The organism is Rhodopseudomonas sp. BR0M22 (assembly GCF_010907035.1).
In the GTDB taxonomy this organism is placed as follows: domain Bacteria; phylum Pseudomonadota; class Alphaproteobacteria; order Rhizobiales; family Xanthobacteraceae; genus Rhodopseudomonas.
Genome location: NZ_QUMK01000076.1, coordinates 18,478 through 28,943, shown reverse-complemented (window position 1 = coordinate 28,943; position 10,466 = coordinate 18,478). Strand labels below are relative to the sequence as shown.

General features: G+C 60.1%; 7 protein-coding genes and 1 tRNA gene. 4 read left to right on the top strand and 4 right to left on the bottom strand.

Annotated features, from left to right (window positions below; translation table 11 throughout):
* Positions 1-13: 13 nt before the first annotated feature.
* The gene (locus DY468_RS20945; protein ID WP_164606999.1) at positions 14-1,261 is read left to right on the top strand and encodes an MFS transporter; all 1,248 of its coding nucleotides are present in this window, start codon (positions 14-16) and stop codon (positions 1,259-1,261) included.
* Between the two features lie 21 nt (positions 1,262-1,282).
* On the opposite strand, the gene DY468_RS20940 is transcribed toward DY468_RS20945, so the two are convergent.
* Positions 1,283-2,689: a GGDEF domain-containing protein gene (locus DY468_RS20940; RefSeq protein WP_164606997.1), complete on the bottom strand. Its 1,407-nt coding sequence runs from the start codon at positions 2,687-2,689 to the stop codon at positions 1,283-1,285.
* Between the two features lie 344 nt (positions 2,690-3,033).
* On the opposite strand from DY468_RS20940, the gene DY468_RS20935 reads away from it, so the two are divergent.
* A tRNA-Ile gene (locus DY468_RS20935) sits at positions 3,034-3,109 on the top strand.
* A gap of 303 nt (positions 3,110-3,412) precedes the next feature.
* On the opposite strand, the gene DY468_RS20930 is transcribed toward DY468_RS20935, so the two are convergent.
* Both DY468_RS20930 and DY468_RS20925 read right to left on the bottom strand, forming a co-directional pair.
* A complete protein-coding gene (locus DY468_RS20930; RefSeq protein WP_164606995.1) occupies positions 3,413-4,489 on the bottom strand; it encodes a DNA cytosine methyltransferase in 1,077 nt (358 codons plus the stop codon).
* 201 nt (positions 4,490-4,690) lie between these two features.
* Positions 4,691-5,083 (bottom strand): very short patch repair endonuclease, encoded by a 393-nt coding sequence (locus DY468_RS20925; protein WP_205512567.1) that lies wholly within the window; start codon positions 5,081-5,083, stop codon positions 4,691-4,693.
* Positions 5,084-5,200: 117 nt separating this feature from the next.
* On the opposite strand from DY468_RS20925, the gene DY468_RS20920 reads away from it, so the two are divergent.
* Both DY468_RS20920 and DY468_RS20915 read left to right on the top strand, forming a co-directional pair.
* Positions 5,201-6,481 (top strand): DNA double-strand break repair nuclease NurA, encoded by a 1,281-nt coding sequence (locus DY468_RS20920; protein ID WP_164606993.1) that lies wholly within the window; start codon positions 5,201-5,203, stop codon positions 6,479-6,481.
* The gene (locus tag DY468_RS20915) at positions 6,457-8,316 is read left to right on the top strand and encodes an ATP-binding protein (protein ID WP_164606991.1); all 1,860 of its coding nucleotides are present in this window, start codon (positions 6,457-6,459) and stop codon (positions 8,314-8,316) included. Before DY468_RS20920 ends, DY468_RS20915 begins: the two co-directional genes overlap by 25 nt.
* On the opposite strand, the gene DY468_RS20910 is transcribed toward DY468_RS20915, so the two are convergent.
* The gene (locus DY468_RS20910) at positions 8,297-10,417 is read right to left on the bottom strand and encodes an AIPR family protein (RefSeq protein WP_164606990.1); all 2,121 of its coding nucleotides are present in this window, start codon (positions 10,415-10,417) and stop codon (positions 8,297-8,299) included. The two genes, DY468_RS20915 and DY468_RS20910, sit on opposite strands and share 20 nt — an antisense overlap.
* Positions 10,418-10,466: the final 49 nt, after the last annotated feature.

The following is a 10,466-nucleotide window of genomic DNA, read 5'->3' as shown; positions in this document are numbered from 1 at the left end:
TCGGCAGCGTCAGATGTGTATAAGGGACAGGGCAAAGACCGGCAAAACGCCGGCGTTTACGCTCGACTCGCGTCAGGCCTGGATCCGGCTGGTGCTCGCGCTCGTGATCGGCTCGATCGGCAGCGTCGGGATGTGGTCGGTGGTCGTGGTACTGCCGACCGTGCAGGGGGAATTCGCCGCAACCCGCGGCGCAGCCTCGTTGGCCTTCACCCTGGCAATGCTCGGTTTCGGCCTCGGCGGCGTCGTCACCGGCAAGCTGACCGACCGGTTCGGAATCGTCGCGGCGATCGCGGCCGGCATCGCCCTGATTGGACTCGGCTATTTGGGGGCCGGGCTGTCGACCTCGCTGTGGCAGTTCACCGCGGTCCACTTTCTCATCGGCGCCGGCGCCTCGGCGACGTTTGGCCCGTTGATGGCCGAGGCCTCGCATTGGTTCGAGCGTTACCGCGGCCTGGCGGTGACGATTGCGGCCAGCGGAAACTATGTCGGCGGCACGATCTGGCCGCCGCTGGTCAATTGGGGCAGCTCCACCATCGGCTGGCGCGCCACCCACATCCTGATCGGAGCGTTTTGCGTGGTGTCGATGACGCTGGTGGTGTTGCTGCTGCGCGCGCAGATGGGCGGCCACGCCGCCACCAGCCACGCTGCGGCGCTGCCGCCGAAGATCGACCTGCAGCTCCCCACCAACACGCTGACGGCGCTGCTGAGTATCGCCAGCATCGCCTGCTGCGTAGCGATGGCGATGCCGCAGGTCCACATCGTGGCGTATTGCGGCGATCTCGGCTACGGCGCGGCGCGCGGCGCCGAGATGCTGTCGCTGATGCTGGCGTTCGGCATCATCAGCCGGATCGGCTCGGGCTTCCTGGCCGACCGGATCGGCGGCATCCGCACCCTGCTGCTCGGCTCGGTGGCGCAGGGCGCCGCGCTGCTGTTCTATCTGTTCTTCGACAGCCTGGGCTCGCTCTACGTGATCTCGGCGATGTTCGGCCTGTTCCAGGGCGGCATCGTGCCGGCCTACGCGATCATCGTGCGCGAGGCGATGCCGGCGCGCGAAGCCGCCACCCGGGTCGGCATCGTGATCATGGCCTCGGTGCTCGGGATGTCGTTCGGCGGCTGGATCTCCGGCGTGATCTTCGACGCCACCGGCTCCTATGCCGCCGCCTTCGTCAACGGCATGGGCTGGAACGCGCTCAATGTCGCGATCATGCTGATGTTGCTGCTCCGTGCCCGCCGCCACGGCCCGCGGGTGGCGATGGCGTAGCGGCGAGGGCAGAGGCCGGCGTCAGGCCGACAGCCGGTCGAGATCTTCGCCCTCGGCCGCACAGCAGCGATTGCGCCCGCTGCGTTTGGCCCGCAGCATGGCGTGGTCGGCGCGGGCGAGCAGCGCCGCGCCGTCCTCGGCGTGCTGCAGCGAGGCGATCCCGACGCTCACGGTGACGCCGCCGTCGACACCGCGAAAGCCGTGCTCGGCGACCTTGCGCCGGATCGTCTCCGCAGCGTGTTCGGCGCCGGCGAGGCCTGTGCTCGGCAGCACCGCGACGAATTCCTCGCCGCCGAGCCGGCCGACGAAATCGCTGCCGCGCAGCGATCCCTTGATCACGGCCGCGACCTCGACCAGCGTCGAATCCCCGGCGGCGTGGCCGAAGCTGTCGTTGATCCGCTTGAAGCGGTCGACATCGACGAACAGCAGCGACAGCGCGTCGCCGTGCCCTGTGGCGTGGGCGACATCGGCGTCGATGCGCTCCAGCAGCGCGCGGCGGTTGGCGAGGCCTGTGAGCGGATCGACCAATGCGAGCTGCTGCAATTGCTGGGTGCGCTCGGAAACTTCGCGTTCGAGCCGGCCGCTGGCGTCGGCGATCAGGTCTTCGGACTGCTTGATCTCGGTGACGTCGGTCGCAGCAGCGATCAGTCCGATGCAGCGGCCGCGATTGGTGCGCGGGCTGATCTTCTCGCGCACCCACGCCCACCCGCCGGAGCTGGTGCGGACGCGGAATTCGAGCGAGGCGGTGTGTCCGCTGGCGAGCACTTCGGCGATGCAGGCCGCGTAGCTGCGACGGTCGTCGGGGTGGATGAAGCCGGCCCAGTCGACCGCGGAGGCCGGTTCGATCTCGGCCCCGATCAGATCGAACCACGGCTTGTTGGCGAAGTCCCTGCGGCCGCTGGTGCCGCTGATCCAGATCAGCGACGGCGCTTCGTCGGACAGCATCCGGAAGCGCTTTTCAGTCTCCATCAGCGCCGCCACCAGCACCTGTTCGGCCGACACGTCGCTCTCGGGCGGCGTGGTGACGCGATCGAGCAGCGCGCGGGCAACGCGGCGGTCGAGCTTGAGGATGTGGGTCACCAGCCAGGTGATCAGCAGTTCGAGGAATGCGCCGGTGGCTTCCTCGTCGGACAGATCGGTGCGCGCCGCGACCTCGTCGACCTTCTCGATGAACGAGGCGTGCACGCAGGCGTGGCGTTCGATCTCGCGATGCGTCAGCGCGGAGCAGCGCATCAACTGCTCTTCGTCGCAGAAATGCGTCGCCGCATAATCGCGCAGCTCCGCAACCAGCACCGCCAGCGTCGGAAGATTCTCACCGTTCTGGACCGCGTGCGCGAGGCGGTTGGTCAGTTCGAACAATTTGCGATGCTGGTCGTCGATCCGCTGGTTGCCGGTCTCGAACAGCGGATTCCATTGAAACAGGGGCATTGACGCACACTGGCAGGTAAGATCGGAGGGCAATCTACGGCGCGAGTGTTGGGGGAATCTTAACCCGTCCGGCCAACTCGACATCGAATGCGCTGCAATTTGGCGAAGCATCGCAGCCGGCACCTGCGACTTTCGGCGCAAGCCGCGCGACCGCGCCGCAAGCACCAGCATCGCGGACGAGTCCTCGCGCGGACCATCGCCGCCGGGGCATCAGCGCCCGCTGCGGCGCGCTGCGAGCGCCGCCGCCGGCACCCCCTGCTTTGGTCGCGGCGGCGATTGCCGCAACCCCCACGCCATTGTAAGGGAGGGCCGTGCCCGTCCGCCGCCCCGCGCGGCCGCCGGCGGGGCCTGTAGCTCAATGGTTAGAGCCGGCCGCTCATAACGGTCTGGTTGCAGGTTCGAGTCCTGCCGGGCCCACCAGACTGCTGAGCCAATGTGCGGATACCCAAAGAACGAGTCGGTTGGTCACCAAGCCGCGGCTCTACCCAAAGTCGGGGAATGTCGGTTTCAAAGTAAGTGATCTGAGCTTTCGGCACGGACGCACGAGTTCAATCCGCCGGCCCAATGCGGATCGATCGCTCAATCCGCTTTGTCGTCTACAGATGCTGTGCTCGCAATTGCGAGGATCGCGACGAGGGCGATCTCAATGACCGCGACCATCAGTTGGAACGCACACGTCTTCTCCTTAATCGTTCTACCTGAGGTTCGAGCGGCCTGCGCGTTTCAGTAGGAGAGCGTGTGCGCCGCGATCGACAACGCGGAGGAGCGCCGAGCCGTTGAAGCTGCTCGAATTCGCCTTGGAGCGATTTCCTCATCCAGGATATCTCGGCTGTCAGCTCCAAGCAGAGACCCAACCACGGCCCTCATCACTGGTGCGCAGACGCCGTTTCCCAACACCTTCACTTTGTCCCTACGCGTTCCGTGTTCGAGCAGAAACTGTATGCCTTTCCCACATTCATCCTTGAGGTGGGTCAAGCCCATCGCGCGTTTCAGTTCGGGGACCTGGAGCATACGTAGAGTTGGCTGTCCATCGATCCATTGGACAAGGCCAAATCTATCAAGGGTTGTGAGAGTGCGTAGCGGTCGATCAAGACTTTGCCAGCCTCCGGCACGATCAGAACCGTAGTAGACGATCAGAAAATCCTTCCCCCTTCCGAGTTCCGAAATTCCTCGCTCCACTCTGGCAATCGTCGAGGCTGCTCGCTTGCCATTATAGACAGGCTCCGCCGCGTAATTTCCGATCGGCTCAATGATCCGCGCGGCGGGCCTCATGGGCTTATAGCCTGGCAGCGCGATGGTGGGCGTAGCCAGTCGATCGCCCACAATGAAAAGGCGCCTGCGGTTTTGAGGCGTACCGAAATCCGCAGCATCGAGCGGTCCCACCCTCAACTTGTACGTTTTCTTCAACGCGATGATTAGTTCGTCAAACCCCGGCCAATTGCGCATTGGCGTCACGTTTTCAAGGATGATCCACCGGGGGGTCAACTGCTTGATGAAATTCATCACGTACCAGCCTGAGCGCTGGCTTTCCTCGTCGACCGGCTTGTTCCCGCGCGCAATCGAATGATGGGTGCATTCAGGGGACGCAATCAACATGTCGACTCTACCGACATCACCGAAAATCGCTGGGCCGCTGCGATCGGACAGCTTCTCGTTGACGACCGTTGCCGTCGGAAAATTGTCCGCGTAGGTCCTTGCTGCGATGTCCCAAGCATCGGCAGCTCCAACCATTGTGAGGCCGGCGTGGCGCGCTCCTGCGCTGCCGCATCCGCCGCCCGAGAAAAGGTCGATTCCTCTCATTCGGAAACCGCCTCCCCCTCGACATAGTTGCTGCCGGTGACTAGCAGATTGGGAGGAAAGTCGTCGATCGGCTCCCAAGCGGGTCCGGCGGCGGAGTTGGCTGGTTCATCGCACAGCATCAAGTCACCCTGCATTCTTCGACCGAACGCTCTGGAGTTGGCGTTGCTGAAGATGCCAGGTTGTCCGGCACTACGCCAGGCCCTATCGGGAATTGGCCTCCAAAATTCGCGACAGGCAACGCGCCGGGTCTTTCTTGACCTGATGCTCCCAAAGGCGAACCACCCTCCATCCTTGACGTCGCAACGCCCGAAAGTTGCGAGCGTCTCGCAGCCGATTCGCCTCGATCTTGCGTTCCCATTTTTCGGACAGCTTCAATCGCCACTTCGGAAAGCGCCATCCGTGCCAAAAGTCCCCGTCCACAAAGATCGCGACCTGGGTTTCGCGAAGGACGAAGTCCGGCCGCCCTCTGAGATCCCTGGCATGTTCCTCCCAGGTGAGTCCGGCATCGGCGAGCAGGCGGGCAATCAGCAATTCAGGTTTGGTGCCCTTGCCCCGGATCCTCGACATCAAGGCGCTTCGCTTTGCGGGACTCATGATGTCGCCCCGATGAAGACGAATTGGACGGGATTCCACTCCTTTTCTCATACCGCTGCTTGCTTAAGTCGTTGATAAATAGGAGTTTGAGACCACCGCGATAGTCAGAGTGGCGACATGGAAATCCAGGGCCGGATCGAAAGCAAGATCGCGCAAGGCGAGTTCCTCGGGAACATGCTGCTCGCCGTGCGTTCGGAAGGCCCGCGGCTCGAGCAAGTTTTCGTCGAGCACGTGAGTGTGCTTGCGGAGAGGCTGAACGTCTTCCTTCGAGCCAACGGGCATATCCAGAAGGTTGACTACAATCCCGCCGAATTTTGGCCGGCGCAAAGAGGACGTGCATTCGGGTTCGTGGATGGCGGTGTCGCTGCCATCGATCTCCCCGGGGCCGCGCCGCTCGGAATTCGTGTTGGAAGCTACGTCGTCCGACCCGGCGACGATTCGGAGAGCAGAGAAGAGTTCAAACCGGAGTTTTCTATCGTCGACGATCTGTATGCCGCCGAACCTTCCACCTATGATCTCCCGGAAGACCTGGATGACCGCTACGACGATCGGGCGAAATTAAGAGACGCGGCGCGGATAATTTCGGAAATCGCGGCTTCGCTGGCTTTGTGGCGTCGCCGGCAAGACATAGCGGTCATGCTTGTGCATGGCCCCCTGATCAATCCCGCAGCCCCATACGGGCCACCGAAATTTCCCTACTTCACTGCCGACGCCGCCCAAGCACTGTTCGGAGCACCGGTTGCTCCAGAGCAGCGACACTTCGTTCCGCTCTACCGGCGTATCCTGGAGGAGTTGAAAGCGGTGGGCGCTCCGGTCTTTGGTGTCGTGGAGCGAGATGGCGGAGGTCGACCGGTCCTTGAGCGACTGATCTTCAAGATGCACGAAGAGGGCAGTCTTCCCGAAGCTGAAAAGAAGGCAGCGCTTGCATTGCTGAGAAAGTACAGCCTGTCGGACGCCCAGATCCTTGATGTCGTTCTTGAGTCGGGCGAGTATCTGACGCCGATTTCCATCCCACGTCAGGAGCCGAAAAATAAATGGCCGGACAACTGGAAGGATCGTCTCTCTGGCTATCCGGATCCGCTTACGACATTTCTCAAGCCGTCAGAAACCGTCCGCCCATTTCGTATTGAGGCATTCGAGGGGCAAGACTACGAAGAGGCGATCAAGTTGATACTCGCAACGGCGCGGCTGCTTCCCGGATACGGCTTCCCCGTAGCGCTCGATATCGTCGACAAGTTCGCCAAAGTGCCAAGTTGGTTGAGCAAGGGGATCGGCGCCAGCCATAAAGCCGTGCTGCTTCGCAAGGCGTTCGAGACAGAGGATCGGAAGCTGCAGGAATATGCCATCAAGATGCTTTCCGTGAGCAGCAGGGATTGGTTTTTCCGGCCGAAGGCATGATCGGGACAGAAACGATGTCGTGGATATCTGACACAGAGAACATGATCGGCACGGTTGTCGGCAACACCTCGACCGACAGTTATCAATTCATCCTTCGTAGTTTCCGCGCGAAGGTCGGAGACATCGTCGCAACGCTCTCGGCGATCCCCGACGACAACAGGAGGCATGGCAACGCAATCATCTGGGGACGGATCGTTTCGATCCAACGGCACAACCCGTTCTTTCCTGCCGAAGCCGCCCAGGAACTGGCTGAACAGAACCTTCGACTGATCGACACCGTCCTTTCGACCAGTCGGGACTACCTCAATGCCGAGGTCCTGATCCTCGGGTCGTCCGACGAGGATTCGAAAAGCCAGATGGACTTGTCGCCTCTGACGTATCCTGTCCAGCCTGCCGCCCGCGTCGTGAATCCCCCGGCCTCGGCCATCCACAAACTGCTGGGCGCATCCGACGACAATGTTCCAAAGCTCCACGTTGGCACACTACTGGGAAGGTCTGACGTCGAAGTTTCGCTTTCCGCCAACAAGGTCGTGTCGCGTCACCTTGCGATCCTCGCGATGACTGGCGGAGGCAAGACGGTGGCAGCGCGCAGGATCATTCTCGCTCTGATCGATCACGGATATCCCATCGTCATTTTCGATCCTCACGGCGATTATCTCGGCTTATATGAAAACCGCTCGAGGCTGCCGGGTGGCACGGCGGTGAAATTATTCTATCCGATGATGAAGGTGTCGGAAGAGAACATCTCGGTCGTTTCGGATCTTCTCGCCAAGATGGGAAGAAAAATGACCGAGGCCCAGCACGATTACTTCAACAAAATCGTCAGCGAGACCAAGGTTGCAGACGGCACGAAGGCGTCCGATTACATTCGGGAACTGATAGAGCGCGCCGAGAGCACCGCCAACAAGATTGCCAGCAAAAAAGGCAAGGAGGAGGACACCGAAGACTCCCCCAAGAAATTCGGGGTAACGACCGTAAATGCTGTCAAGCGCTCCCTGAGTTTCGTCTTGTCTACGTTGATGCAGATGGAGCAGAACAGCAAGGTGCTGCGCGATAGGCTGAAGGAATATGAATTCCATGAGATGCCAGATCCGAAGCGCGATCCGGAGGACATCGTCGGGAAGAAGCAGGTCTCAATCTTCTACCTTGCGGGCTACGATCACCTGACCCAGTCGACGATAGTGTCGATGGTCCTGGACGCGCTGTTCTCGCACCGCGCCGCCCTGACAAATCGCATTCCTCCGTTCCAGACTGTGATCGAGGAAGCGCACAACTTCATCCCCAGCCGGCAGGAGGGCACCGATGAGACACCCTCCCTGTCGACTGTGAGGAAAGTCATTACTGAGGGAAGAAAGTTCGGCACCGGCCTGATGATCATCTCGCAAAGGCCAGCTCGCCTCGACGAGACCATACTGACCCAATGCAACAGCTTTCTTGTTCTTCGCCTCGTGAATCCCAAGGACAAGAGCTTCGTCCGCTCCGTCATGGAAAATCTATCCGAATCCGACGCCAACATTCTCCAGACGTTTGGTCCCGGTCAGGGCATTGTCTCCGGTCAGGCCGTTCGTTTTCCGTTGCTGGTCAAAGTCGCGCACGACAAGAACTTCGAAAGCTCGAAGATCGGGGATGAAGACTTCCTCAAGCAGGCAGCATCCTGGAACGAGAATGAGGCGCGCGCTCGCAATCGAGGAGCTTTCACAAGAGCCGCTCCGGTCTCGCTGGCGGCAAAGGTCGGCTCGCCCAGCCCGGAAAGCAAAGTGCCGTCTCGGTCAAAGTCCTCCCCGTCGGATTCGACGACTCTAAATTTCACCCAAGTCACGAAACGGAAACGCTAGAGGGCGACACGATATCGTGGTCGATCGCGCGTCGCGCAATGCGCCCGGCGTGCTTGGCCTGTTTGAGAGAAGGAGGCCGACTCCATCCATCGATAGCCATCTTCTGCATGGTCGCGACCATGCTCCGTTCAAAAACGTTGAGTGATCTTGTCTCTACTCCCCACAGTGCGATTTTTGCCCAAGCTCGCTCATTTAGCTGACAGCACAGTTCAACATCGTCATTGCTTGGCATATCCGAGCCGTCATCACCGCCGGCCACCGAACTCGACGATGCTGCACGCTCGGGCAATTCCGTGGGGCCGACATAGAACAAGGGGTCCTGATCTTCCGGAAGCGCTTCTGGCGGAGCATCCTTCACAACCAACTTAGTCGCTTTGACTTCCTCCCAGCATCCGTCCTTCTTGCACCACTCGGTTACATTTTGACCGCCCGCCGAATCGAGGATGCTCTTCTGCACGCTGCTCGACCACTCCAGTAACAACTGTGATAGCTCGTGCGAGACTCCCTGTTCTTGCCAGACGCGATCCAGGCGAAATGTGGCGAATTCGGAGGCGCATCTGGCGACTAGGTAGTTGGTGATTTGCGCCCTGTAGGCAGGAATTCCGGCCTTTCGCACGGTTTTCGCCGCCTCCTCATAGATGATGCCGATTGAGACCACATCGCGATAGAAGTCTTGGTCAGGTTCTTCGCCGGCCGGCATGAATTCATTAAGTGTGTTCATGAAGTAGTTGAAATTTTTCTGAGCGCCCAGACAAACCTTCTGCGGCTCACCCCTCCAGGCGACCAAATAGGCGGCCAAGTCGGTCTTGCCAAACTTCTGCTCCTTCGGGCACTCGATCCGAAATTCCTTCTTCTTCTTCGGAGTTGTGCCATAGCGCAGATAGGCTGCTTCGTATGCACCTCGCGCACGTTCATAAAACCAGCGGCTGTCACCATCCGGACACCAGACTTTCTCGGACAGTTCCTCCATCTGCCGGTGAAATTTGATGTTCGATTGAAGGTCCGCTGCTTTGATTGGATTCTGCGTATTGGCGTATTCAGTAATACGCGGAATGAACTCTTCCAGATCGCCGGCGTCCACGCGGGTCAACTTGACCGCGACATGGACCTGCGAGACGTCCTCGCCAGCTTTCCTGGCTCTATGGATGGTACTGGTTGTCTGTGCCCCGTTAACGATCTGAAGGCCGACCAGTTTTCGGATAACCGTCTGGCCGTGTTCGAGTCCGGCCTCGATGCTATCGGCAGTCGCGCAAAGTCCGTTGTTGTAGGCAAGGAACCTAACAGGAGCAGACTTGATCGTGTCGAGTATTTTCCGGTTAACTCCGGTCTTAGGCTGCAAGTATGAGCGAAGGTTTAGTTCGTAGAGTTTCGATCCGTAGCGCTCAAATAGCTTGTAGAGTGTTTCGCCGTCCAGAGTCATGAGATAGGTCTTGTAATTGTAGTCCTTTCCGCTGACCTCAAGGCACGGCACTCCTTGGCCAAGCAACTTCCCGAAGTCGATCTGAATGTCGGATCGTCGGATGCTGACATCCGAAATCCTGTACAATCGATCGATGTCATATTGTTCGCTGATGAATCTGCGGCGCTCGAGGGCAGCCTCGACGTCGTTGGCGTTGATGCGAAGGTTCGAGACGACGATTACTCGGATCTCCCGCAATCCGTCGCCTTCGTCCTGAATATGCCTGACGAGTTCTGCAACCTCTTGGCGATCATCGATTTCTCGATCTGCCTCAATCGCTGTTACGAGGTTGGCGGCAAAATTAACGAGGCTCTGGAACTCCGAGGTCGCCAATGTGCCGCCGTCTTTGCGGTATGCGCTTGTGACCAACCTCAAGGTGCCGGCATCGTCGATCGGAGCGTAACCTCGCACGTTCACGCGCTGGCGACCAACCTTGGTATTGATCGAGCACGGTACGAACTCCGGCATTCCGCCGTCCTGGACAATGTAGGCGCCAGCAACTTCCGCGAAAGCGGCCTGCAATTCATCGTCGCTTGGGGACGAACTGGTAATACGGTCGGATACCTCGACTTCCAGGCGCTCGCCGAACTCGACCGCCTTTTCCTCTTCGATAGTCAGTATCCGTTCCTGTGCAGGCGCCATCACCCTTAAACCCCGCTCGCGAGAATTGCCGCCGATTGCGAACCTGATT

Bases quoted from the DNA above. Each gene is read 5' to 3' on its own strand.
- DY468_RS20940 (WP_164606997.1), bottom strand. From the start codon at position 2,689: ATGCCCCTGTTTCAATGGAATCCGCTGTTCGAGACCGGCAACCAGCGG.
- DY468_RS20930 (WP_164606995.1), bottom strand. From the start codon at position 4,489: ATGAGAGGAATCGACCTTTTCTCGGGCGGCGGATGCGGCAGCGCAGGA.
- DY468_RS20920 (WP_164606993.1), top strand. From the start codon at position 5,201: ATGGAAATCCAGGGCCGGATCGAAAGCAAGATCGCGCAAGGCGAGTTC.
- DY468_RS20945 (WP_164606999.1), top strand. From the start codon at position 14: ATGTGTATAAGGGACAGGGCAAAGACCGGCAAAACGCCGGCGTTTACG.
- DY468_RS20925 (WP_205512567.1), bottom strand. From the start codon at position 5,083: ATGAGTCCCGCAAAGCGAAGCGCCTTGATGTCGAGGATCCGGGGCAAG.
- DY468_RS20910 (WP_164606990.1), bottom strand. From the start codon at position 10,417: ATGGCGCCTGCACAGGAACGGATACTGACTATCGAAGAGGAAAAGGCG.